24 protein-coding genes are annotated in these 23,097 nt (G+C 68.5%); 12 read left to right on the top strand and 12 right to left on the bottom strand.

The window, feature by feature from the left end; all coding sequences use genetic code 11:
- Window positions 1-64 precede the first annotated feature (64 nt).
- From ASF08_RS00675 to ASF08_RS00685, 3 genes are all read left to right on the top strand, one after another.
- Window positions 65-835, top strand: a complete 771-nt coding sequence (locus ASF08_RS00675; protein ID WP_056140021.1) for an SDR family oxidoreductase — start codon at window positions 65-67, stop codon at window positions 833-835.
- A gap of 179 nt (window positions 836-1,014) precedes the next feature.
- Complete coding sequence (locus ASF08_RS00680) at window positions 1,015-1,374, top strand: hypothetical protein (protein WP_026176196.1); 360 nt, start codon at window positions 1,015-1,017, stop codon at window positions 1,372-1,374.
- A gap of 14 nt (window positions 1,375-1,388) precedes the next feature.
- A complete protein-coding gene (locus tag ASF08_RS00685) occupies window positions 1,389-1,823 on the top strand; it encodes an MEKHLA domain-containing protein (RefSeq protein WP_018045303.1) in 435 nt (144 codons plus the stop codon).
- A gap of 158 nt (window positions 1,824-1,981) precedes the next feature.
- Here the strand turns inward: ASF08_RS00685 and putA are convergent, their stop codons facing one another.
- The 4 genes from putA to ASF08_RS00705 all read right to left on the bottom strand — a co-directional run bounded on the left by putA (window position 1,982) and on the right by ASF08_RS00705 (window position 7,975).
- On the bottom strand, window positions 1,982-5,734 hold the full coding sequence (putA, locus tag ASF08_RS00690; protein ID WP_244474411.1) for a bifunctional proline dehydrogenase/L-glutamate gamma-semialdehyde dehydrogenase PutA: 3,753 nt from the start codon (window positions 5,732-5,734) through the stop codon (window positions 1,982-1,984).
- Between the two features lie 167 nt (window positions 5,735-5,901).
- Window positions 5,902-6,618 carry a gamma-glutamylcyclotransferase gene (locus ASF08_RS00695; protein ID WP_056140026.1) on the bottom strand — a complete coding sequence of 239 codons (717 nt, stop codon included), beginning with the start codon at window positions 6,616-6,618 and terminating at the stop codon, window positions 5,902-5,904.
- 59 nt (window positions 6,619-6,677) lie between these two features.
- On the bottom strand, window positions 6,678-7,475 hold the full coding sequence (locus ASF08_RS00700; protein ID WP_056140029.1) for a hypothetical protein: 798 nt from the start codon (window positions 7,473-7,475) through the stop codon (window positions 6,678-6,680).
- 68 nt (window positions 7,476-7,543) lie between these two features.
- Window positions 7,544-7,975 (bottom strand): hypothetical protein, encoded by a 432-nt coding sequence (locus ASF08_RS00705; RefSeq protein ID WP_056140031.1) that lies wholly within the window; start codon window positions 7,973-7,975, stop codon window positions 7,544-7,546.
- 142 nt (window positions 7,976-8,117) lie between these two features.
- On the opposite strand from ASF08_RS00705, the gene recO reads away from it, so the two are divergent.
- The gene (gene recO / locus ASF08_RS00710; protein ID WP_018045299.1) at window positions 8,118-8,858 is read left to right on the top strand and encodes a DNA repair protein RecO; all 741 of its coding nucleotides are present in this window, start codon (window positions 8,118-8,120) and stop codon (window positions 8,856-8,858) included.
- A 53-nt stretch (window positions 8,859-8,911) separates the two neighbouring features.
- Window positions 8,912-11,164, top strand: coding sequence for a DNA topoisomerase IV subunit A (parC, locus tag ASF08_RS00715; RefSeq protein ID WP_056140034.1), 2,253 nt, complete (start codon window positions 8,912-8,914; stop codon window positions 11,162-11,164).
- Window positions 11,165-11,209: 45 nt separating this feature from the next.
- On the opposite strand, the gene ASF08_RS00720 is transcribed toward parC, so the two are convergent.
- The 4 genes from ASF08_RS00720 to ASF08_RS00735 all read right to left on the bottom strand — a co-directional run bounded on the left by ASF08_RS00720 (window position 11,210) and on the right by ASF08_RS00735 (window position 14,184).
- Window positions 11,210-11,509, bottom strand: a complete 300-nt coding sequence (locus ASF08_RS00720) for a helix-turn-helix domain-containing protein (RefSeq protein ID WP_056140036.1) — start codon at window positions 11,507-11,509, stop codon at window positions 11,210-11,212.
- Between the two features lie 12 nt (window positions 11,510-11,521).
- Entirely contained in the window at window positions 11,522-11,785 is a 264-nt protein-coding gene (locus ASF08_RS00725) for a type II toxin-antitoxin system RelE/ParE family toxin (RefSeq protein ID WP_238254030.1), read from the bottom strand.
- A gap of 545 nt (window positions 11,786-12,330) precedes the next feature.
- Window positions 12,331-12,603, bottom strand: a complete 273-nt coding sequence (gene infA, locus ASF08_RS00730) for a translation initiation factor IF-1 (RefSeq protein ID WP_018045296.1) — start codon at window positions 12,601-12,603, stop codon at window positions 12,331-12,333.
- A 435-nt stretch (window positions 12,604-13,038) separates the two neighbouring features.
- Window positions 13,039-14,184 (bottom strand): branched-chain amino acid ABC transporter substrate-binding protein, encoded by a 1,146-nt coding sequence (locus ASF08_RS00735; RefSeq protein ID WP_056140044.1) that lies wholly within the window; start codon window positions 14,182-14,184, stop codon window positions 13,039-13,041.
- 264 nt (window positions 14,185-14,448) lie between these two features.
- On the opposite strand from ASF08_RS00735, the gene ASF08_RS00740 reads away from it, so the two are divergent.
- The 4 genes from ASF08_RS00740 to ASF08_RS00755 are packed head-to-tail and all read left to right on the top strand — an operon-like array spanning window position 14,449 to window position 17,121.
- Window positions 14,449-14,772: an XdhC family protein gene (locus ASF08_RS00740; protein ID WP_056140047.1), complete on the top strand. Its 324-nt coding sequence runs from the start codon at window positions 14,449-14,451 to the stop codon at window positions 14,770-14,772.
- Window positions 14,773-14,781: 9 nt separating this feature from the next.
- Window positions 14,782-15,498, top strand: coding sequence for an XdhC family protein (locus tag ASF08_RS00745; RefSeq protein WP_056140050.1), 717 nt, complete (start codon window positions 14,782-14,784; stop codon window positions 15,496-15,498).
- Entirely contained in the window at window positions 15,495-16,535 is a 1,041-nt protein-coding gene (locus ASF08_RS00750; protein WP_056140053.1) for a molybdopterin-binding protein, read from the top strand. Before ASF08_RS00745 ends, ASF08_RS00750 begins: the two co-directional genes overlap by 4 nt.
- Entirely contained in the window at window positions 16,528-17,121 is a 594-nt protein-coding gene (locus ASF08_RS00755; RefSeq protein WP_056140056.1) for a nucleotidyltransferase family protein, read from the top strand. The genes ASF08_RS00750 and ASF08_RS00755 overlap by 8 nt, the downstream gene beginning before the upstream one ends.
- Before the next feature lie 16 nt (window positions 17,122-17,137).
- Here ASF08_RS00755 and ASF08_RS23595 read toward each other — a convergent pair whose 3' ends face one another.
- Entirely contained in the window at window positions 17,138-17,299 is a 162-nt protein-coding gene (locus tag ASF08_RS23595) for a DUF2256 domain-containing protein (protein WP_187273466.1), read from the bottom strand.
- Between the two features lie 12 nt (window positions 17,300-17,311).
- Window positions 17,312-18,178 carry a formyltransferase family protein gene (locus ASF08_RS00760; protein WP_056140061.1) on the bottom strand — a complete coding sequence of 289 codons (867 nt, stop codon included), beginning with the start codon at window positions 18,176-18,178 and terminating at the stop codon, window positions 17,312-17,314.
- 113 nt (window positions 18,179-18,291) lie between these two features.
- Between ASF08_RS00760 and ASF08_RS00765 the strand changes: the two genes are divergently transcribed.
- Window positions 18,292-19,026 (top strand): SDR family NAD(P)-dependent oxidoreductase, encoded by a 735-nt coding sequence (locus ASF08_RS00765; RefSeq protein ID WP_056140761.1) that lies wholly within the window; start codon window positions 18,292-18,294, stop codon window positions 19,024-19,026.
- Window positions 19,023-20,573: a cryptochrome/photolyase family protein gene (locus ASF08_RS00770; RefSeq protein WP_200931804.1), complete on the top strand. Its 1,551-nt coding sequence runs from the start codon at window positions 19,023-19,025 to the stop codon at window positions 20,571-20,573. The genes ASF08_RS00765 and ASF08_RS00770 overlap by 4 nt, the downstream gene beginning before the upstream one ends.
- Before the next feature lie 3 nt (window positions 20,574-20,576).
- Here ASF08_RS00770 and bcsS read toward each other — a convergent pair whose 3' ends face one another.
- A complete protein-coding gene (gene bcsS / locus ASF08_RS00775) occupies window positions 20,577-21,272 on the bottom strand; it encodes a cellulose biosynthesis protein BcsS (protein ID WP_244474412.1) in 696 nt (231 codons plus the stop codon).
- Window positions 21,273-21,667: 395 nt separating this feature from the next.
- Between bcsS and ASF08_RS00780 the strand changes: the two genes are divergently transcribed.
- Window positions 21,668-22,270, top strand: a complete 603-nt coding sequence (locus ASF08_RS00780) for an exopolysaccharide biosynthesis protein (RefSeq protein ID WP_210322825.1) — start codon at window positions 21,668-21,670, stop codon at window positions 22,268-22,270.
- A gap of 2 nt (window positions 22,271-22,272) precedes the next feature.
- Here the strand turns inward: ASF08_RS00780 and ASF08_RS00785 are convergent, their stop codons facing one another.
- Window positions 22,273-23,097, bottom strand: a complete 825-nt coding sequence (locus tag ASF08_RS00785) for a metal ABC transporter permease (RefSeq protein ID WP_200931817.1) — start codon at window positions 23,095-23,097, stop codon at window positions 22,273-22,275.

Here is a 23,097-nt window from a genome sequence, read left to right on the forward strand (position 1 = left end):
GGTGCCTTCTACCCTTTGGAGAGTAGGCGCGGCATCTGTTTGGGACAACCAGGAGGGATGTCCCATGAAGACGAGCGGCAACACCATTCTCATCACCGGCGGCGCATCGGGGATCGGCCGAGAACTGGCGGAGCGGTTCCAGGCCCAGGGCAACACGGTGATCATCGCCGGCCGCCGCCGGGACCGGCTCGATGCGGTGACGGATTCCAATCCCGGCATGGTCGGCTATGTGCTCGATGTCGAGGACAAGGCCGGGATCGGCGCCTTCGCCGCGATGGTGATCGCCGCCCATCCCGACCTGAACGTCCTGATCAACAATGCCGGGATCATGCAGTTCGAGGATCTCACCCGCTCCCGCGATCTGTCGGATGCCGAGGCGATGGTGACCACCAACCTGCTGGGGCCGATCCGGCTCACCAACGCGCTGATCGACCATCTCGCGACCCGGCCGGACGGGGCGGTCATCAACGTCTCGTCGGGCCTCGCCTTCGTGCCGCTCGTCTCGACCCCGACCTATTCGGCGACGAAGGCGGCGATCCATTCCTACACGGTCAGCCTGCGGGACGCCCTGAAGGGCAAGGTCGAGGTCATCGAGCTCGTGCCGCCCGCCGTGCAGACGGAACTCACGCCCGGCCAGTCGACGCGGGAGGGATACATGCCCCTCGGCGACTTCATGGACGAGGTGATGACGCTCTTCGCGACGCAGCCGACTCCGCCGGAAATCCTGGTGAAACGCGTGGGCTTCCTGCGCTTCGCGGACAGCGAGAAGCGGTTCGACCAGACCCTGGCCACCGTGAACGACGTCGCCGACAAGGCCCGCGCGGACCAGCACTGACGCTCCGCAGCGGCCATGCGCGCCGGCTTGCCGGTCGGACAGACGCGGCGGGAAACATCTGTCGCGTAACCGCGTCTTAATTAGACCTTCAGCATGGTCGAGATCAGGCTGGACCCGGTGCTTGCCCGACAAGTCCCGGCATGACGCGAACTGGCGTCGCGGTTCGGTGGCACGCTTCGATGACGAGAACTCTCTTGCGCCTGTCGGTCTTCGTCATCCTCGCGATCCTGGTCTTCGTGACGCTGTCGCCGATCGGGCTCCGGCCGGTCGTCGCCTCGGCGAATGTCGAGCGGATGAGCGCCTACGCCCTGTTCGGCTTCCTGTTGATCCTGGCCTATCCCAAGCGCTGGTATCTCGGGCTCGTGACCGGAATGGCGGTGGCCGGCATCCTCGAATTTGGCCAGGAATTGTCGCCGACCCGCCATGCCCGGATGTCCGATTTCCTGGTCAAGGCGGTCGCCGCGGCGTTCGGCAGCCTCGTCGCTTACCTCGCCCTGGCCGCCTATGCCCGGTTCGAGCGGCCTTCGGCCTCGCGCTGACACAGGTGCCTGACGTGGATATCTCCGACGATCCCGGTTTTTACGCGCTCCTGACCGGGAGTTTCCACCGTGCCGTCGGCCGGCCGCTGGTGCCGGAGCCGGGGCGCGACGCGGCCTGGCTCGATGCCGACGCCCCCTTCGCGGTCCTCGCCCATGACGGAGGGGACGACCCGCGTTTCATCTATGCGAACCTGACCGCCCTGCGCGTCTTCGGCTACGAGAAGACCGAGCTCATCGGCCTGCCCTCCCGCTTCTCGGCCGAGGCCCCGGAGCGGGCCGAGCGGCAGCGCCTCCTCGACGCGGTCACCCGCCACGGGTTCGTCGACAACTATGCCGGCATCCGCATCCGCAAGGACGGAACCCGCTTCCCGATCCGAGACGCCATCGTCTGGCAGCTCGTGGACGAGGCCGGCCTGTTCCACGGTCAGGCCGCGACCTTTTCCGTCTGAGCGGGGTCGCCGCTGTCGACGCGGGAAGGCGTGACGACTTTCCTCCTCCACCCGACGACCTCATCCTGAGGCGCCGCGTAGCGGCCTCGAAGGAGGGCTTCAGAACCCGCTGTGCGAACTGGAGGGCTCCTTTGAGGCCTTCGCTGCGCTTCGGCACCTCAGGGTGAGGTGGTGGGTGGGATCGCGATCGCATCGCTATCCTCGCCGAGTGTCATCAGGGCGGCATTGCCGCCTGCCGCTGCGGTGTTGGTGCTGACGCTGCGCTCGCGCAGAAGCCATTCCAACGCGTAATCGTCGGCTCCTTTCTCCAATCCGTCCGGCGACACGGCGAGGACCGGGATGATGGCGCCCGGCAGCGCGGCGGCTCTCCGCGTCGCCGCGAGGGTCGCCTCCGCTCCGCCCTCCACCAGGATCGCCGCGCAGCCCATGGCGTCCGGCCCATCGGCGATGTCGATCGTACCCCGAACCGCACGGGGCAGGAGGTTGAGCAAGGGTCGCAGGCCGGCGGGCGGGACGAGGCGGATCGTGTTGCCGGTGGCGAGGCATGCCGCGATCTGTGCGAACAGCCCGGTCTCGCTGGCCGGCAGGCACAGGACCGTGCCGCGCGGATGCAGGCTGTAGCGGTTGCTCTCGCCCACCGGGCCGGGCAGGGCGATGTCGAGCCCGAGGAGGCTCCGTTCGGCATAGGCGTCGCAGCGCGCCGCCTCCCTCTTCCTGCCCGCCGCGGACAGGGCGTCGCGCAGGGACGCCAGCGCCTCGGGCATCGCGGCGGGGCGCCGGGCGAGGCCGGTCTCCGCGGGCGCCGAGGCCAGGAGGCGGCGGAGGTAGAGCGGGCCGCCGGCCTTCGGTCCGGTCCCCGACAGGCCCTCGCCGCCGAAGGGCTGCATGCCGACCACGGCCCCGATGAGGTTGCGGTTGACGTAGAGGTTACCGGCGCGGACACGGTCCGGGAGGCGCGCGACGGTGGCGTCGATCCGGCTGTGCACGCCGAAGGTCAGGCCGTAGCCGGTCTCGTCGATGGCGGCGGCGAGCCCGTCGAGACCGCCGCGCCGGTAGCGCAGGATGTGGAGGATCGGCCCGAAGACCTCGCCGGTGAGGTCGTCCAGCTTGTCGATGGCGATCAGGCTCGGCGGGACGAAATGGCCCGCCGCGCAGGAGGCGGACAGCGGGAGCCGGTCTACGGCATGGCCGAGCTCCCGCATCCGCGCCACATGCGCCTCGATCCTTTGTTGCGCTGCCTCGCTGATGACCGGCCCGATATCGGTGGCGAGCTGGTCGGGATTGCCGATGGTGAGCTCGGCCATCGCCCCCTTCAGCATCGTGAGGATGCGCTCGGCGATCTCGTCCTGCAGGCAGAGCACGCGGAGCGCCGAGCAGCGCTGGCCGGCCGAATCGAAGGCCGACACCAGCACATCGGCCACCACCTGCTCCGGCAGGGCGGAGGAATCCACCACGAGGGCGTTCTGGCCGCCGGTTTCCGCGACGAACGGGATCGGTCGCCCCAGAGGGCCGAGGCGTCCGGCCAATTCGGTCTGTATCCCTTTGGCGACGTCGGTCGATCCGGTGAATAGGACGCCGTCGATGCGCGGATCGGCCACGAGGCGGGCGCCGACCCGCCCCTCTCCCGGCAGCAGGCCGAGCACGCCCTCCGGAATCCCGGCCTCGATCAGGATCTCCACCGCGAGCCCGGCCACCAGGGGCGTTTCGCCGGCGGGCTTGGCGAGGACGGCGTTGCCCGCCGCGAGGGCCGCCGCGACCTGCCCGATGAAGATGGCGAGGGGGAAGTTCCACGGGCTGATACAGGCGACCACGCCCAGGGGGACAGGGGGCGCGGCTTTGAAGCCCGCCGCCTGCACACCGTAATAGTGGAGGAAATCCACCGCTTCGCGGATCTCGGCCGCGGCGTTGGCGAGGGACTTGCCCGCCTCCCGCACCAGCAGCCCGAGGAACGCGTCGCGCCGCGCCTCGATCAGGCCGGCCGCATCGGCCAGGATCTCGGCCCGCCGCGACGGCGCCGTCGCCGCCCAGCCAACAGCCACCGAGCCCGCCCGCGCGATGGCGGCATCGACGCATCCGTCATCCGCCTCCACCACGTATCCGACGACATCGTCTCTGTCCGCCGGGTTGAGCACGGCCCGCCTCGCGCCTTCTGTCCCCTCCGACGGAACGGGTCGACAGAGGAAGGGCGTCGCCGCGCCGCGTGGCAGGGCCTCGCCGAGGGACGCGAGCACGTCCTCGTCGGCGAGATCGAGGCCGCGCGAATTGGGCCGGCTCCCGGCGAACAGGTCGCGCGGCAGGGGGATTCCCGGATGCCCCGAGCCGGGTGGCGAGACCCGGCGCGCCCGCTCCACCGGGTCGGCGACGAGGTCGTCCATTGAGACGGCGGGGTCGGCGATCCGGTTGACGAAGGAGGAATTCGCGCCGTTCTCGAGCAAGCGCCGGACGAGATAGGCGAGCAGGGTCTCGTGCGTGCCCACCGGGGCGTAGATCCGGCACGGACGGTTCAGGATCGATCCGCCGACCACCTCCTCGTAGAGCGTCTCGCCCATGCCGTGCAGGCACTGGAACTCGTAGTCGCCCGGCCGGAAGTCCGGCCCCGCCATGGCGACGATGTCGGCCAGCGTGCGGGCGTTGTGGGTGGCGAATTGCGGGAACACCGCGTCACCGGCCATCAGCAGCCTGCGCGCGCAGGCGAGATACGACACGTCCGTATGCACCTTCCGGGTGAAGACCGGGAAGCCGTCGAGGCCGTCGACCTGGGCGCGCTTGATCTCCGAATCCCAATACGCGCCCTTGACCAGGCGCACCATGAGGCGGTGCCCGCTCCGCCGCGCGAGGTCGACGACCCAATCCACCACCGGGAGCGCGCGCTTCTGGTAGGCCTGGACGACGAAGCCGAGCCCGTCCCAGCCGGCCAGGCGCTCGTCCATCGCCAGGGCTTCGAGGAGGTCGAGGGAGAGATCGAGGCGGTCGGCCTCCTCGGCGTCGATGTTGAAGCCGATGTCCTGACGGCTCGCCGCGAGGGCGAGGCCCGCCAATCGCGGCAGCAACTCGGCCATCACCCGCCCGCGCTGAACTCGCTCATAGCGTGGATGCAGGGCCGAGAGCTTGACGGATATGCCCGGCCCGGCGAGCGGTCCGCGCCCACCCGATGCCGCGCCGATCGCCGCGATGGCGCCGGCATAATCCTCGGCGTACCGGGCGGCATCCCCGGCATTCATCGCCGCCTCGCCGAGCATGTCGTAGGAATAGGTAAAGCCCATGGCCTCCCTGCGCCGGCCGTTGCGCAACGCCTCGGCGATGCTGCGGCCGGTGACGAACTGGCCGCCGAGCATGCGCATGGCGAGATCGACGCCTTTTCGGATGGCGGGTTCGCCCGCGCGCCGCACCACCCGTGTCAGTGCCGCCGCGAGGCCGGGCTCGTCCGGCGCGCCCACGACCCGTCCCGTCAGGACCAGTCCCCATGTGGCCGCGCCGGCAAAGAGGGAGGTGGCATGGCCGAGATGCGACCACCAATCGCCATGCCCGATCTTGTCGCGGATCAACGCGTCCCGGCTCGCCGCATCCGGAATGCGCAGAAGCGCTTCGGCGAGACACATCAGGGCGACACCCTCCGCGCTCGACAGGCTGAACTCGCGCATCAGCTGCTCGACGGGGGCGCGCGAGCCCTTGGCGCGAAGGGTGGTGACGAGGTGTCTCGCCAGATGCATCGCGGCCGCGTTCTCGCCCGGGTTCCGGCGCGCCGCGGCCATCAGGGGGGCGAGGCACTCGGATTCGGAAAGACGATGGGCGGACCGGATGGCGGCCCGGAGCGTGCCACTCGGTGCCGAAAACCCCGCGAGGTCGGCGAAGGGCGCCCTTGGACCAGGCGGGATCGGCGCTGCGGAGGGGAGGGAGAGGCCATTGCTCACGGGTCGAGACCCTCCCGCCGCTGCGCCGTGCGGCCGCCGGTTCCGGGCGGCGATCTTGCGGGGATGGATGCTTCGGACGTCGCCGCCGCATCGGCCCCGTTGCACCCGGTGGAATCGGGACTATCCCGCGCCTGCAGGCAAAAGCGATGCTCAGCGGGGCGGTTCCGTCAACGCGCCGCAAGGCGGGGCTCCTGCTCCTGCCGGTGGTCCGCTTCCAGGCGCTCGGCGACGAGCCGCTGCAGCCGCCAGAGATGGTCGTCGAGAATGCCGGCCTCGGCGCAGGCCTGCGCCGTGCGAAAGAGGTATTCCGCGCTCGGGCCGAGATGCCCCGCGCCGGTGGCGATCCGGTCGGCGATCTCTTCCTCGGTGAGGCGGCCGGTGTAGCGGTCGCTGGCGCGGTTGACGACGAAGGTCAGGGCGGTGACCGGGCCTGTGCCCGTCTCCACCGTGACCCAGCGTCCCTCATAGCCGCCGCCGCGCATCTCGCGGCGCCACACCGGCATCAGGGTCGCGGCCGGGTCGATGCCCTCCAGTCTGAACGCGATTCCCCGGCAGATGCCGCCCCGGTCGAGGGCGAGGACGAGGCCCGGCCGGTCGCGGCTCCCGCGAAAGCGCCGCTGCAACAGGCAGAAGCGCCGGTGATAGCCCCGCACCGTGCCGGTGCGCCGCTCGGCCACGGCGAATTCCGGCTGCCAGATCAGCGAGCCGTAGCCGAACACCCAGAGCCCGTTTCCCTGCGCCGGCCTGCCATGGAGCATCCGGTCGAGGCCGGGCGCGAGATCGCGATCGGTGAGGAGATGCAGGGCGCTCGCATCGTCGGCGACGGGAATCGGATGGGCGCGGGCGATGAGATCGAGGGTGAGCGAGAGCGGACGATGCGGCATGGACCGTATCGGAGCATCACGGGTCGGTCCGGGCAAGCTGCGACCTTGATCGCATGCGTTCAGGGCGGGACGCTGCGAGCGGGTACGATCAAGGCTGATCGGCCCCAATGTTTTCGTATTCCCAGGACGATAGCAATGCCTACGGTGAAGCTTAGCAGCGTCGACACAAGGCTGAGTGGAATGACAACCAGAAGAGCGAATATCAGATAGACAACCAGTGCGGCAGTCATAGCGCGCAACAGGATACTGAAGGCCCAGAGAGTGCGTAGCCAGCGGCTGCGATGTGTCGGACGCCCGGTGGCCACGAATGCCAGGACTGCCGTGAGGCATCCAAAGCCCATCACTAAGCCATGGAGATACGGATGCTCCATGATGAATGCAGACTCGCGAACCACGATCTCGTTTGGCGACGCCATGCGTGCCGCGAATCCCCAACTCTCGTTCCCCGATTCCGTGCTCCACATGAAGTCGTCGCCTTCGACGCTCGCGCTCGGCAATGTCGCGTCTACCGACCTGAACGAAGACGGATCAATCGTCAGAACCTGTGCTGTATCGTGAACGTAGCCTCGGCAAGATCTTGGTGTGCCGTCGCAAATCAGGGAGATCAGGGAGTACTTACCGCTGCGCGCTAACGGTCGCCCCCGGCCATCGAGAACGAGGAGACGAACAGAATCAGAAAAGAGGATTCCATCTCCGTGAAGGAGCCGGATTTCCCCCTGCTCGCCGTCGGGCAGGGTCAATCGCTCCGTCTGCGTCATGTAAGGGGTATGCGCCACGGCGACGACGTTTCCCGCCGTTAGCGGGGGTACGGAGAGTAGCAGCAGGATTAGAAACCGGAGGCCGGGCTTGGCTTTCATGTCTAGATCGTTCTTTCAGGTATTTTCTCGCGTGTTACGGCGTCAGCCATTGCCGGAAACATACATCCTTATCTGTTCCCCAGCGCCTCCAGCTCCTTGAACGGCTCCGTCTTGTGGCCCTCGCAGACCTCCTCGGCATCTTCGAGGATGCTGAGCTTGCCGGCCTCCTCGCGGATGACGGCCTTGGCCTTCTCGCCCTTGAGGAAGCGGCGGCCCATCATCCGGGCGGACACGCAATAGAGGGTGCGGCCGTCATCCTCGAACGGTCCGGCGATGCGGCTGTGCTCGAACCGGACCGGGATCACCGAGATCGAGCCGAAACCGCTCTGGCGCAGGGCCAGGGCGGCCACCCGCTCGCGCATGGTGAAGGTCGCGCCGGGCGCGGGCGCCGGATCGGGCCGCCCGCACCCGGTGAGCGCGACGGCGACGAGGCCAAGCCATGCGCCGCCAGCACGGCGGGAGATTGCACGGTCCGTGCGGGCGCGCGGTAAGACGGTCATGGTCGTCGAATCTCGAACCAGGGGAGCACGAGGCATAGCGTCGAACACGCCCTGCGGGAATTCCGGTGACGATGCAATCCACGCCCTCGGGTGGACGGACCGGCCCGTTTCCAACGCACGGTCCGCGCTCTAAGGAGGGGGCATGCAATGGACCGACGACGGCGTGGTGCTGGGGCTGCGCAGGCAAGGCGAGACCGGCGTCGTCCTCGAAGTGATGACCCTGGACCACGGCCGCCATCTCGGCCTCGTCCATGGCGGGCGCTCGCGGCGGATGCAGCCGGTGCTGCAGACCGGCAACCACGTCCGGCTGACCTGGCGGGCGCGCCTCGACGAGAGCCTGGGGGCCTTCGCGGTGGAGCCCCTCGAATCCGCCGCCGCGCGGCTCATGGGCTCCGGCCTCGCCCTTTACGGCGTGACCCACATGGCCGCGCTCCTGCGCCTCCTGCCCGAGCGCGATCCCCATCCCGCCGTCTACGAGGCGGCCCGCATCCTCGTCGCCCATCTCGACGACCGGGTGATCGCGCCGCTCCTGATGGTGCGGTTCGAACTCGCGATCCTGGCCGAGCTCGGCTTCGGGCTCGATCTCAGCGCCTGCGCCGCCACGGGAGGCAACGACGCGCTGATCTACGTCTCGCCGAGGACCGGGCGGGCGGTCAGCGCCTCGGCCGGAGAGCCCTTCCGGGACAGGTTGCTGGCGCTGCCGGGCTTCCTTCTCGACCGGGAGGGCGGCCGGACCGGCTTCATGCCGCCCGACGAGCGGGATGTAGCCAATGGGTTTACCTTGACGGGGTATTTCCTCGACCAGCACATCTGGGGGCCGCGCGCCATCGCGCCTCCGGCGGAGCGGGCGCGATTCGTTGCGTTGGGGACGCAGAGCGCCTAAGTCACGTTCGCGTTATGTTCTGATTTGGGCCATGTTCGGCCCGGGAGTTCGTCATGGGCCAGCCCTTCGATCCGCCATCGGGATCCGACGGCATCGAGAGCGTCGAGCTGAAGTCGGCGCTGGAAGAGCGCTACCTCGCCTATGCGCTCTCCACCATCATGAACCGGGCGCTGCCGGACGCCCGCGACGGGCTCAAGCCCGTCCATCGCCGCATCCTCTACGGCATGCGGCTGCTCCGGCTCGACCCGAACACCGCCTTCAAGAAATGCGCGAAGATCGTCGGCGACGTGATGGGCGATTTCCATCCTCACGGCGACCAGGCGATCTACGATGCGCTGGTGCGGCTCAGCCAGGACTTCGCGCAGCGCTATCCGCTGGTGGATGGCCAGGGCAATTTCGGCAACATCGACGGCGATGGCCCCGCCGCATACCGCTACACCGAGGCGCGGCTGACGGAGGTCGCCCGCCTCCTGCTCGACGGGATCGACGAGGACACGGTCGATTTCCGGCCCTCCTACAATGGCGAGAAGGACGAGCCCATCGTCCTGCCGGCGGCCTTCCCGAACCTGCTCGCCAACGGCTCCCAGGGCATCGCGGTGGGCATGGCCACCTCGATCCCGCCCCACAACGCCGCCGAACTCTGCGACGCGGCGCTCTACCTCATCGGCCATCGCGATGCGACCTCGGCCCAGCTCCTCACCTTCGTGAAGGGGCCGGATTTCCCCACCGGCGGCATTCTCATCGACAGTGCCGAGTCGATCGCCGAAGCCTACCGCACCGGGCGTGGCGGTTTTCGCGTGCGGGCGCGCTGGGCGAAGGAGGATACCGGGCGCGGTACCTGGAACATCGTCGTCACCGAGATCCCCTACGGCATTCCCAAGGCCCGGCTCATCGAGAAGCTGGCCGAACTGCTGCAGGAGAAGAAGCTGCCGCTGCTGGCCGACGTGCGCGACGAATCGGCGGAGGACGTCCGTGTCGTCTTGGAGCCGCGCTCGCGCAGCGTCGACCCGGTGATCCTGATGGAATCGGTGTTCCGGCTCACCGAGCTCGAAGCCCGCATCCCCCTCAACATGAACGTCCTGGTGGGCGGTCTCGTCCCGCGCGTGATCGGGCTGGCCGAGGCCCTGCGCGAATGGCTCGACCATCGCCGCGTCGTGCTCCAGCGCCGCTCGCGCCACCGCCTCGCGCAGATCGAGCGCCGCCTCGAAATCCTCGGCGGCCTCCTCATCGTCTATCTCGATCTCGACGAGGTGATCCGCATCATCCGCGAGGAGGACGAACCGAAACCGTCCCTGATGAAGCGGTTCGAACTCACCGAACTCCAGGCGAACGCCATCCTCGACACCCGCCTGCGCTCGTTGCGCAAGCTGGAGGAGATGGAGCTCAAGCGCGAACTCGATACGCTGACCAAGGAGAAGGACGGGCTCGAAGAGCTCCTCGGCTCTGAGAAGATGCAATGGTCGGACATCACCAAGCAGATCCGCGCCGTGAAGAAGGCCTTCGGGCCCGAGACCAAGCTCGGCGCCCGCCGCACCACCCTGGAGAACCCGCCCGATACCGCCGGGATCGACTTCACTTCCGCCATGGTGGAGCGCGAGCCGATCACCGTCATCGTCTCGGCCAAGGGCTGGATCCGCGCCCTCAAAGGGCATGTCGCCGATCTGTCGGGCATCGCCTTCAAGGGCGACGACGCCCTCAAGATCTCGTTCCTCAGCGAGACCACGGCCAAGATTCTCGTGCTCGCCTCCAACGGCAAGGTGTTCACCCTCGAAGCGGCGAAGCTTCCGGGCGGGCGTGGCTTCGGTGATCCGATCCGGTTGATGGTGGATTTCGACGACGGCGCCGAGATCGTCGCCGCGCTGCCGTATCAGCCGGGCGGCAAGCTCCTGATCGCAGGCTCGGATGGGCGCGGCTTCCTTGCCCCCGCCGACGCGCTGGTGGCCAATACCCGCAAGGGCAAGGGCATCATGGGGCTCGACGAGCCGGCCCAGGCCATGCTGCTCGTGCCTGCCGGCGGCGGCGATCATGTCGCCGTCTGCAGCGCAGACCGGTTGCTACTGGTCTTCCCACTCTCGGAAATGCCGGAACTGTCGCGCGGCAAGGGCGTGCGCCTGCAGCGCTGCCGCCAGAGCACGCTCACCGACGCCCACGTCTTCACCCTGGCCGAGGGCCTGCCCTGGCGCGACAGCGCCGGTCAGGAGCGGCTCGCCAACGCGGCACTGCTGGAGAAGTGGATGGGCCACCGGGCCGAGGCCGGCACGCTGATGACCCGGAGCTTCCCGAAATTCGAGCGGTTCGGGAAGTAGGCGATCCGCGACGTTTGGCATTGTCAGGACGTCGGCCCGGATGGATCAGGCCGGCTTTCCGAACGTCTCCTCGACGAGCCGAGGATTGCGCTGAAGGAGCGCCAGAAGCACACGGGCTGGCCCCTCGGGTCGACGTCTGCGCTGTTCCCAGTTTCGCAGAGTGCCGACTGCGACACCGATCCGGCGCGCGAAGGCGTCCTGACTAAGATCGGTCGCCTTGCGTATGGCCACGACATCGATCTCCCGAGGCACGTGGACGTGCAAATCGGGCACTGTCTCGCCACGCGCGTGCATGGCCGCCTGCTCCAGGCTCCGCGTCAATTCCGCGAATGTCGCGTCGTCCATCGGTTCGTCTCCTCAGAACAAGGTTTCAATCAGCCGAGCGAGTGCACGGGCCTGGTCGGGGGTCAGATCGCTTTGATCGTTCTTCGCATAGGCCATGAGCAGGTAGACGCCGCGCGCTGCCACCACATACGAAATCACCCTCGCACCACCGCGTTTGCCGCGTCCGGCCAGGGGAATGCGAGCTTTTCGAAGCCCCCCCGCACCGGGGATCACGTTGCCGGCATGTGGATTCGCTGCGAAATAATCCACGACCGCGGACCGCTCGGTCTCGGTCATGACTCTTTCGGCGGAGCGTAGATACACCTCCGTCTCAATGACCGTATGAAGTGGTCCAGCCATACTCAAGACTGCGCCATTGACGCAGGAGGGTCAAGGCGCATCATGCCAGTTCGATGGGGAGCGTCCGGCTGACCCAATTTTCTCGAAAGTCAGGTGAGATCTGAAGCAGAGAGCGGCGCGCCGACGAACGGGAAATGGCGAACGTTCCACAGACTCGGGCAAGCGACTTAGCGCTTCAGGGGCGTTGACGGCTTGGGGACGATCCTGACGGCTTCAACAGCAGTCAGGCCGGGATTCCAAAGCAACGCCATGCGGTGTCGGTCGAGGCTGCAGAGAAGGTTTGCCGCCGCCGCAAGGCTCGGTCGCAGCCTCATTCTCGCTCTCCGGCTGGCCGCGCTAGCCGGAATGACGGAGGAATGCTCGTTCAGCGAAATCGCAGGGTCCATGACGGCTGGGTCATTCCACGAAGGTGTTCCGAGGCAGCGTCATGACAGACATGCCGTTCCATCCCGGGCCGGGACGGAGACTGGCGGTATCCATGCTCAGCGGCGGCGGAACTGGCCGCGGATCGGCGGGCGCGGACCTGAGGAGCGCTCGTCCTTGTGACGGAACACGAGGCGGCCCTTCTCGAGATCGTAGGGGGACATCTCGACGGTGACACGGTCGCCGGCCAGAGTCTTGATGCGGTTCTTCTTCATCTTGCCGGCCGTGTAGGCCACGATCTCGTGGCCCTGGTCGAGCTGCACGCGGTAGCGTGCGTCCGGCAGGATCTCGATCACGAGACCGTCGAACTGCATCAACTCTTCTTTCGCCATCCACACTCTCCAGCCGGAACGCCAGAACGGGGCATTCCGGGACACCAAAAACATAGCCGTTCGGCAAAACGCTGCGGGCGGCGGGTCCGATCCCATCGGATGCGCAACACCGGCGAGCGTCGGCACGACATAATGTTCGCGCGTCCCGTAAGCAAGCTTTTACCGCCTGGAACGCTATCGCGTCGACAGAAAATCACATGCTGTCCTGGTCCCTCGACAGTGTCGCGGGGGGCTCAACTGCCCGATTCGGCAGGCTCGTGCCGGACGACGACAAGGAGACCTCATCGCCGTCCGCCCGCGCGACTGCGCGGTGGCGGGTGTTCGCCGAACGCGCCGAGGACGACCATAGGTCATGATCGGCGCCGCTTGGTATCGAGCCGCATCCGTGGCGAGTACGGCCTTCCCGAACCGGCGGCGATACGCGGGCCCCTCGCCTCAGGGCGTCACGGCGTTGCCGGCGTAATCGATGCGGCCGTCCGGCGTCTTCCTCCAGACCTGCAGCACGTAGCCGGGTGCCTTGGACTGGCCGTTGGCATCGAACGCGATCTCGCCGATGGCGGTCTTGAGCGGCACACCGCCGTGCAGGAGATCCGCGACCTTGCGGCCCTCGCTCGACTTCGCCTGCTCCACGGCCTGTCTGAGGATCTCCACCGCCGCATAGCCCTGCGCCGCCACCATGTCGGCCTCCGGCGTCCTCGGCCTGGCCGCCACGCCCTTGGATTCGGGCAGCTTCCGCGGCTCCGGCAGGAGGGTCATCACCGTCCCCTCGGCGCCGGGGCCGGCCCCCGTGACGAAGTCTTTGTCCAGCAGCCCGTCGCTGCCGACGAGAGGGATGGCGAGGCCCGCCTCGCGCAGGGAGCGGATCAACTGGCCGGCTTCGGGCGCCAGGCCGCCGAAGTAGATGACCTCGACCTGCGCGCGTTTGAGACGGGCGACGAGGGACGACAGGTCCTTGTCGCCGCGGTTGAGACTCTCGAACGCGGTCTCCGCTTGCCCGTTCGCCTTGAGGATGCGGGCGACGTCGTCCACCAATCCGCGCCCGAACGTGCTCTTGTCGTGAACGAAGCCGATCCGCCGCCCGCGGAAACGTGCGAGGAGATAAGTGGCCGCGATCGGCCCCTGCTCGGCGTCACTGCCGCCGATACGGAAGACGTTCCAGGCCCCGCGCGTGGTCAAGGCAGGCCAGGCGATGCCGGGCGTCACGGCGGCGATTCCCGCGTCCTCGTAGATCGGCAGGACCGACGCCGCCACGGTGGCGTTGAACGGCCCGACGACGAGGGGGACCCGATCGGCGATGAACTTGCGCGCGACCGCGAGCCCCTGCTTGCCGTCGCCGGCATCGTCGGCCACGACGAGGGCGAGCTTGAGCCCCTTTGGGCCGGCCGCGCGGTTGAGATCCGCCACCGCCTGTTCGGCTCCCGCCCGGAGCCCCTGTCCGAAGGCGGCATCCGGCCCGGTGAGAGGGAGCGAGAGGCCGATCCGGACCGGTGCCTGGGCCGGACTCTGTGCGACGACGCCGGATGCGACGAAGGCCAGCGCGGCGAAGAACGGTGCGGCGGCCGCGGGTAAGATGCGTCTCATGGTGCGAGGCCCGGATGGTCGGCACGAGGCCGATCCAGCCTCCTTAGCGCAGCCTGACGCAATTGGCGCGGCCCGATCGAATGGGCCGTCCTTCCACGGGGCGATCCATTGGGCGATGCCTGTGTGCCGGTCGGCACGCTTCGGGGGCCGGGCATGGCACGGGCCTCGCCTGCGCATTGCACCGGGGGTGCCGGAGCCTATCTCCCCGAGGCGGCGTTGCGTGAGTGCCGTCATGCCCTGGACGCGCAGCGCGCGGAGTGTCCCATGCTCTCCACCGAAACAGACATCCTCCACGCGGCCGAGGCGTGGCGCCTTAGCGGGCGCGGCGTGGCGCTTGCCACCGTGGTCGAGACCTGGGGCTCCGCGCCTCGCCCGGTGGGCAGCCACCTCGTCGTCGACGAGGGCGGCAACTTCCTCGGTTCGGTCTCGGGCGGCTGCGTCGAGGGGGCCGTCATCACGGAAGCGCTGGACGCCATCGCCGACGGACGATCCCGGGTGATCGAGTTCGGCGTCGCCGACGAGACCGCCTGGCGGGTCGGTCTCTCCTGCGGCGGGCGCATCCGCGTCTTCGTCGAACGCATCGACTGAAGCGGCGCCATGAAGCTCGATTCCCTCCATGCCCTCAACGTCGAGCGTGCCGCGCGCCGCGCCGCGATGCTCGTCACCGACCTCGACGACGGCAGCCAGCGCGTGGTCCGCGAGGCAGAGATCCCGGCCGACCCCCTGGCCGACATCCTGGCGCGACGCCTCGCCTCCGGAAAGAGCGGCCTCGTCGAGGTGGAGGGGCGGCAGTTCTTCCTCACCGTGCAGGTGCCCGCCGTGCGGCTCGTCCTGATCGGGGCGGTGCATATTAGCCAGGCGCTCTGCCCGATGGCGACGGCGGTCGACCTGTCCGTGAGCGTCATCGACCCGCGGACGGCCTTCGCCACGCCCGAGCGCTTTCCGGAGGTTCCCCTCCTGCCCCTCTGGCCCGACGAGGCCCTGGCCGGCCCCGTTCCGCCCCTCGACCGCTATTGCGCCGTCGCGGCCCTGACCCACGATCCGAAGATCGACGATCCCGCGCTGATCGCGGCCCTGAAGGCCGAGTGCTTCTATGTGGGCGCCCTCGGCTCGCGGAAGACCCACGCCGCGCGGGTCGAACGCCTGTCGCAGGCCGGGCTCTCGCCCGAGCAGATCGCGCGGATCGAGGCGCCGATCGGCCTCGACATCGGCGCCGTGAGCCCGGCCGAGATCGCGGTCTCCATCCTGGCGCAGATCGTGTCCGCCCTGCGCGGCGGCGGTCCGCGTGCCGTCAAAGGCGGAGGCCCCGCGTGAAGTTCGGTTCGGTCGCGATCACGCGGGCCGCGGGGCTCATCGCCGCCCATACCCTGCGGGCCGATGACGTGATCGTCCGCAAGGGGCGGCCGATCCAGGGCGACGACGCGCGTCGTCTCGCCGAGGCCGGCCTCGACAGCGTGGTGGCGGTGACCCTGGAGACGGGCGATGTCGGCGAGGACGAGGCCGCCGCCCGTCTCGCCGCTCGGGTGGCGGGCTCGGGTCTTTCCACCGGCCCCGCCTTCACCGGGCGCTGCAACCTCCAAGCGGAGGTGGCGGGCATTCTGATGATCGACCGTCCTGTCGTCGACGCGGTGAACGCCGTGGACGAGGCCATCACGCTCGCGACCCTGCCGCCGTTCCGACCGGTGAGTCCGGGCGAGATGGTGGCGACGGTGAAGATCATTCCCTATGCCGTGTCCGGCTCCGCCCTCGACCGCGCCTGCGGGATCGCGACGCCGGCGCCCCTCACGGTCATGCCCTATCGCCGCTTCCGGGTGGGTGTCGTCTCCACCCTGCTGCCGGGGCTCAAGGAGGCCACCGTCGCCAAGACCCTGCGCAACCTGGAACGCCGGCTCGGGCCGACCGGGGCCGGGATCGCCTCCGACCTTCGAGTCTCGCACGAGGCCGGTGCGGTGGCGACCGCCATCCGCGAGGCCATCGACCGCGACGGATGCGATCTCGTCGTGGTGTTCGGCGCCTCGGCCATCGCCGACCGGCGCGACGTCATCCCCGCCGGCATCGAGGCGGCGGGCGGGGAGGTGGAGCATTTCGGCATGCCCGTCGATCCCGGCAACCTGCTCCTCGTCGGCCGTCGCGGCGAGGTTCCGGTGATCGGCGCTCCCGGCTGCGCGCGCTCGCCCGCCGAGAATGGGTTCGACTGGGTTCTCCACCGCCTCCTCGCCGGCCTCGTGGTGAGCCGCGCCGACATCGTCGGGCTCGGCGTCGGTGGCCTGCTCATGGAGATCGTGTCCCGGCCTCAGCCGAGATCGGGGCGGCAGGGTCCGTCGGAAGAAAGCATGTCGAAGGATGCCTGACGCCGTCGGCATCGTCCTCCTCGCCGCTGGCCGGGGAACGCGCTTCGGTGAGGCCGTGAAGATGCTTGCACTCCTCGATGGCCGGCCGCTCGTCCGCCACGCGGCCGAGACTGCGATCGCGGCGAATCTCGGTCCCGTGGCGGTGATTCTCGGCTCGCATGGCGCTGCGGTCCGGCGGGCGCTGGCGGGCCTCGACCTGCGGATCGTCGACAACCCGGCCCATGCCGAGGGCCTGTCCACCTCCCTGCGATGCGGGCTCGACGCCTTGCCGGAGACCGCCCGCATCATCGTGATGCTCGGGGACATGCCGCGTATCCGGCCCAGCCACCTCGCGTCCCTGGTCGAGGCCTTCCTGGCCGCCGACCCGGCGCCGGCCGCCATCGTCCCGGTCCATCGCGGATCGCGCGGAAACCCGGTTCTCCTCAATCGCGCGCTCCTCGCGTCCGATCTGGCGTCGCTCACCGGGGATCAGGGCGCCGGCCGGATCCTGGCGGCGCGGACGGATGTCGTGGAACTGGAGATGGATGCGGCCGTCGTCCTCGATATCGATACGCAGGCCGCCCTGATCGCTGCCGCCCGCGCCTGATCAGGAGGCCTTGTGATCAGGAGGCCTTGCCCGGCCGCTTCGCCTCGTTCCGGCAGCGGTCGGAGCAGTAGCGGACCTCGTCCCACACCCGTTCCCATTTCTTGCGCCAAGCGAAGGGCTTGCCGCAGGTGGCGCAGACCTTGGTGGGCAGATCCGCCTTCTTGCGCATGCGCGGCATGGGAGGCTTGTCCTAGCGCCCGAGTTGCCCGGCATCTGCGACGGCGACCGGGCTCCAGCGGGTGATCTGGATGAAGCCGTCGCGGGCGGCGACGACGATGTGGCGGCGGTAGCGGTGGACGATCGTTCCCGGCGAGTGGCGGTGCGGCTCGCGCCAGCCTTCCGCCGCCGCGACGAAGACACGGTTGTCGCCCAACTGTACGATGGTCTCGATGGTGCCGAAGGCCCGCATGCGCCGCAGAATCGCCTCCACGTCCGTGCGGAAATCGAGGGTCCTGTCCGCATCCGTCACGCGGGGCCAGTAGGAGCCTTCGCCCTGGGGCTGGGCCGCCCGCCAGCGAGTCGGCAGGTCGCGCGCGATCGGTCCCGAGGCCAGCCGCCGGGCTGCGATCTGGCATTTGGCGAGCAGGGTCTCGTGAGTCTCCTGCGGCGCCATGGCGAACGTCTCCTGCGCGAGGATGTCACCCGTGTCGAACCCCTCCTCGGCCAGCACATGCGCGGTCACGCCCCAGCTGTCGCGTGCGTCGGTGATCGCCTTGAAGAGGGGGTAGGGGCCGCGCCCGACCGGCAGGGGCGAGGGATGGAAGTTCAGGGCGTAGCCGGCCCGGTTGCGCCAGCCCCGGATGAGCCAGGGGTAACCGGCCACCACGAGCGCCCAGTCCGTCCCGTGGGTCTGCGCCAGGGCGTCGAGATCCGCGAGCTTGATCCGCGAGAGTTGCATCGGGATGCGGTGACGGCGGCTCTGGGCCACGACCGCCTCGTTGTGGTCGTAGAGCCCATCGCAGGGCCGGGTGAACAGCTTGATCGGCGTCCATCCGGCATCCACCAGCGCTTCGAACACGCCGCCGAGGAAATCGATGCCGGCGAAGGCAAACTTCATGAAGAACCCCGGGAGCGGATGCGCGGCGTGCGACTCTACGGATGGTGCCCTGCGGGCTCCACGGTCGCGCCGTCCGCCTTACCTAACCGATCCGGCACGGAATGGGAGCGGTCATGAATCGGGTTGTGATCTACGGCGGAACCGGCGGTATCGGCATGGCCACGGCGCGGGCCCTGCGCAAGCGCGGGATCCCGCTGCATCTCGCGGCGCGCGATGCCGGGCGGCTCGAGGAAGTCGCCGCCGACCTCGGTGAGACCACCTTCACCGCAGGCGACGTCACGGACCCCGCCCATTTCGCGATCGTCACGCAGGAGGCGGGCGACACCTTGGCCGGGCTCGTCTACGCGGTCGGCACCATCAACCTGAAGCCGCTGGCGAAGCTGACCGCCGACGACGCGGTGATGGATTTCAAGCTCAACGCGCTTGGCGCTCTCCTGGCCCTCCAGGCCGCGGCGCCGGCGCTCAAGGCGGGGGCGGGCGAGGCGGGGGCGGGCGTCGTCCTGTTCTCCACCGTGGCGGTGGCGCAGGGATTTGCGGCCCACGCCTCCGTCGCCATGGCAAAGGGCGCCGTGGAAGGACTCGCACTGTCCCTCGCCGCCGAGCTCAGCCCTCATATCCGGATCAACGTGGTCGCGCCCTCGCTGACGCGCACGCCGCTCGCCGCTGCCATCACCGGCAACGAGACGCTGGCATCGGGAATCGCGTCCATGCACGCACTCCAGCGGCTCGGCACACCCGAGGATATCGGCGCGCTGGCCGCCTTCCTCGTCTCGGCGGAAGCCGGCTGGATCACCGGGCAGGTCATCGGCGCGGATGGCGGCCGCTCGACGCTGCGGACGAAGGGGTGACGTCGCTGCGCACCCTCCGCTTCGTCCTCGGCGACCAGCTTCACCGACGCGTCTCCTCCCTCACCGATCTCGACCCGCAATCCGACGTCGTGCTCATGGTCGAGGTGCGGGAGGAGGCCACCTATGTCCGCCACCACAAGCAGAAGATCGCCTACCTGTTCGCCGCCATGCGCCATTTCGCGGCCGATCTGGAGGCCGAAGGCGTGACCGTCGACTACGTGCGCCTCGACGCGCCGGGCAATACCGGCTCGTTCACCGGCGAACTCCGGCGAGCGGTCGAGCAGCACGAGCCCGACAAGATTGTCGTCACCGAGCCCGGCGAGTGGCGCGTCTGGGAGATGATGCAGGGGTGGCGCGATGACCTGCCGGTGCCCGTGGACATACGCGACGACAACCGCTTCCTCTGCCCGCGCGCGGATTTCGCGCGCTGGGCCGAGGGGCGGCACGCCTTGCGGATGGAGACGTTCTATCGCGGCATGAGGAAGCGTACCGGCCTGCTGATGAAGGACGGCGAGCCGGTGGGCGGCCAGTGGAACTTCGATCACGACAACCGCAAGAAGCTGCCGCGCGGGCACCGCTCCCCGGAACGCCCCGACTTCGTGCCCGACGCGATCACGTCGGAAGTCATCGCTCTGGTATCGGACCGTTTCGCCGACCATTTCGGCGATCTCGACGCATTCCGCTGGCCGGTGACCCGCGCCGACGCCCTCACCGCCCTGAAGCATTTCCTGGACGAGTGCCTGCCGCATTTCGGCGATTACCAGGATGCGATGAAGACGGGCGCCCCCTTCCTCTACCATGCTCTTCTCTCACCGGCGCTCAATGCGGGCCTGCTCACGGCGGAGGAGGTCTGCCGGGCGGCTGCCCGCGCCTATGACGAAGGGGCGGCGCCGCTCAACTGCGTCGAGGGCTTCATCCGCCAGATCCTCGGATGGCGCGAATACGTCCGGGGACTCTACTGGGCCAGGATGCCGGCCTATGCCGAGACCAACGCTCTCGCCGCCAAGCGCGACCTGCCGTGGTTCTACTGGTCGGGCGAGACGCGCATGAACTGCCTCGCGCAATGCGTCGCCGATACGCGGGCCCATGCCTATGCCCATCACATCCAGCGGCTGATGGTGACGGGCAATTTCGCCCTGCTGGCCGGGCTCGAACCGGCGCAGGTGGAGGAATGGTATCTCGTCGTCTATGCCGACGCCTACGAATGGGTGGAGTTGCCCAACGTCCACGGCATGGTCCTGTGGGCGGATGGCGGCGTCATGGGCTCGAAACCGTATGCGGCCTCGGGCGCATACATCAACCGCATGTCGGATTATTGCCGGGGCTGCACCTACGACGTCGCTGCCAAGTCCGGCGAGAGTGCCTGCCCGTTCAACTACCTTTACTGGAACTTCCTCATCGAGAATGCGGATCGTCTGGCGGGGAACCCGAGGATGGCCATGCCCTATCGTACCCTCGACGGATTGGGCGAGCGGCGACGGGAGGAGATCACGACGGACGCGGCCCGCTTCCTGGCCGGCGCGGAGATGCGTTCCGCCCCGTCCTGAATCTCACCAGGGCTGCCAGACGCTGAGGGTGACGTAGGGGCTTCCCCCGCCACCGGTTTCGGTCTGGTAGCCGAGCGAGGCGCGGAAGCTCACGTCGCCGATGCGAAAGTCGGTGGCGTGGACACCGATCCCGAGCTTGGAATAGCCGGTCCCGTCCGCGTAGAGCGCAGCCTCCGGGCCGAGATAGGCACCGAGCACGTCGTAACCCCAGGCAAGGCGGCCCCAGGCGCTCTGGCGCGTCGAGCCGAGGATCGCGGTGGCGGTGAGGAGGGATTTCGCTGTCGGCCGCGCCCAGACTTCCCCGTGCAGTCTGATGCCGTAGCGGTCGGGCAGCACCATTGTGCCGAGGATACTCTGCTCCACCTCGATGCTTCCCTCAGGCCCTGCGAAAGCAGCGACGACGCCCCAATCGTGGAACCATTGGTATCCGGCGAGCACTGCTCCGAGCGCCGTCAGGCGCGTCTGACTCGTGGCGATGCCCCGTATCGAGGGACCACGCTCGATCCTCGCGCCCGCTCCCCCGCTTGCGAGAATGACGAAACCGTCCCGATCGCGCCCGTCGAACGTGATCTTCGTGCCCGCCGTGATGAAGGAAGATGCTCCGGCATCGAGGCTGCCGAAGATCAATGCCGAAATCGAGCCTCCTTCCGATTGAGCCGGGTTCGAGACGAGGCCACAGCAGAGTGTGGCACAGCACATGAATATCGGCCGAGCCGAAGTCAGTGACCGTTTCGTCGATCTGGCCGATCGTCCCACGTCCCTTCTCGCTCCGTCTCACCGCAGGGCAAGTCTACGACATCCTATGATAAGTTGTACTGGTTCGTGAACAATGGACTGTGGGTGGTGCGCATAGACCGCCCAAGCCGATTCTTGAGCAGACACTGTTTTGCTTTTGTTCTATTTTATAAAACTTCAGGATGTATTTATCTGATCTGAAGTTGTGCGGTGGCAGTGGTCGATCTGCCGGTGTGTTCGGACCGTGTCGAGAAGGGAGGCCCCGCGATGCCGCATGGTGATGAAAGCTGATTCGGTTGGCGTCGGGCGGGGACTAGGATAGAGCCCGCGACAGGACCGTCGCCAAAGGCCGAGTTTTCTTGTCACCAGCTGCTCGAACGTCCGAAGTTCTCACGGTGCTCGCGGCACAGGAGACGGATCGCTTGACCATCGGCGACATCGTCGCGGTGCTGAAGGACCGTGCCTTCGCCCTGCTCATCGTCATCCTCGGCCTGCCGAATTGCCTGCCGATGCCGCCGCCGATCCCCCTGGTCTGCGGCCTGCTGCTGTTGCTCGTGGCCGTTCAGATCACGGCGGGAATGACGGCGCCTTGGCTGCCCCGCGTTCTCCTGAGTCGCTCCATTGCCCGGAGCGACGTGGAGCGTGCCGCCAAGCGCGCGGTGCCGCTGCTCCGGCGGCTGGAGCGCTGGTCGCGTCCGCGCATGAGCCTGTTCGAGACCGGCCTCGGCATGCGGACGGTGGGGCTAATCCTCCTCACCCTGTCGCTCGCCCTCGTGGTCGCAGCGCCCCTGGTCGGACAGATCCCCCTCGGTCTGGCGATCTGCCTCGTCGGCCTCGGCCTCGTCGAGCGGGATGGGCTGCTCGTCGTCATGGGGCTCGGCGTCGGTGCCGTCGGCGTGCTCCTGAACGCCGGCTTCGTCTACGCCATCGTCTCGGGCCTCATGAGCCTCTTCAGCGTGTAGTTTCAGCCTTCGAGGTGGCGCGGCTTGAACAAACGCCAGACGAGGCCGCCCCTCAGTCCGAACAGGAGCGAGACGAGGTAGAGGCTTCCCGCCGCCAGCACGATCGCAGGCCCCGTGGGCAGGTCGGCGCGGTACGAGGCGGTCAGTCCGGCAAAGCTCGATACCATCGCCACCACCATCGCCATGGGGATCAGGCCCGACAGGTCTGCGGCCCAGAACCGCGCGGTGATCGCCGGCAGCAGCATCAGCCCCACCGCGAGCAGCGTCCCGAGGGCCTGGAAGCCTCCCACGAGGTTCATCACCACGAGGCCGAGGAAGGCGTAATGCACCGGCCCGCCGGCACGGCTGACCGTGCGCAGGAACAGCGGGTCGACACATTCCATGACGAGGGGGCGGTAGAGCGCGGCAAGGGCGAACAGCGTCACCGTGGCGATCCCGCCGAGGAGCATGAGCGCCGGATCGTCGAGGGCCAGAACCGTGCCGAACAGGATGTGCAGGAGATCGATCTGCGAGCCGCGCAAGGAGACGAGCAGCACGCCAGCGGCGAGAGAGATCAGGTAGAAGGCGGCGAGACTCGCATCCTCCTTGATCGAGGTCGTGCGGGTGACGATGCCGGCGAGCAGCGCCACGAACAGGCCGGCGGCGAGCCCGCCGATGGTCATCGCCGGCAGCGATAGGCCGGCGACGAGGAAACCGACCGCGGCGCCGGGCAGGATCGCATGGCTCATGGCGTCGCTCATCAGGCTCATGCGCCGCAGCATGAGGAAGACCCCCACCGGCGGGGCCGAGAGCGAGAGGGCGAAACAGCCGGCCAGCGCCCGGCGCAT

It is taken from the genome of Methylobacterium sp. Leaf85, from assembly GCF_001422125.1.
Taxonomy (GTDB): domain Bacteria; phylum Pseudomonadota; class Alphaproteobacteria; order Rhizobiales; family Beijerinckiaceae; genus Methylobacterium; species Methylobacterium bullatum.